This window comes from Streptomyces niphimycinicus, from assembly GCF_018883605.1.
Lineage (GTDB): Bacteria > Actinomycetota > Actinomycetes > Streptomycetales > Streptomycetaceae > Streptomyces > Streptomyces niphimycinicus.
Genome location: NZ_JAHLEM010001324.1, coordinates 1 through 606 on the forward strand (window position 1 = coordinate 1; position 606 = coordinate 606).

The 606-nt window shown below is 75.9% G+C and carries 1 pseudogene; it reads left to right on the top strand.

The features are described from left to right. Positions 1-352 (top strand): annotated as a pseudogene (locus KN815_RS49575) (TIGR04222 domain-containing membrane protein); the annotation flags it as partial. Between the last annotated feature and the right edge of the window lie 254 nt (positions 353-606).

Consider the following 606-nt stretch of genomic DNA (forward strand, 5'->3'; position numbering starts at 1 on the left):
CTGCGCGCTGGTTCTGGCGACGGCGGCCGCCGCGCTGCTGCTGGTGCCGCCCGCGGCGGGGCGCGGCCCGGCGGCCTCGTGGTTCATGCTGCCGCTGCTACTGACGGTGAGCTGTCTGCTGATCGCCCGGGTCGAGGCGCATCCGTACTCGCGGTGGGCCTCCCCCGCAGGTCAGCGGCTGCTCGGCCGGATCGACGTGCCCCCGCGGCGGACCCTCGCCCAGCGCTCCGGCGGCGGCCCGGACGGCGGTGACGGCGACGGCGAGCTGCTGACCGCGCTCGCGGTGCACGGCACCGTCGCCCTCCCCGACCGGGAGCTGCGCGCGGCGCTGAAGGGGCATTGGGGTCATTGACCCCGACACCGCGGCCCGGTGCTTTACATGGTCATCCGCCGCGCCAAATATCCCTTTCATCGCGCGATGCACGACGCGATGCACGAAGGGAGGGCCAGTGAGAGCAGCAGCGCTGTGCGGCATCCTCGGCCCGCTGTCCCTGTCGCTGGCCATGAGCGCACTGCTCGCGACGCCCGCCACCGGCCGCCCGCTCGCCGCGTCCACCGCCCGTGCCGCCACGACGGCCGCCGCGTCCACCCGGTCCGCCCCGGCCC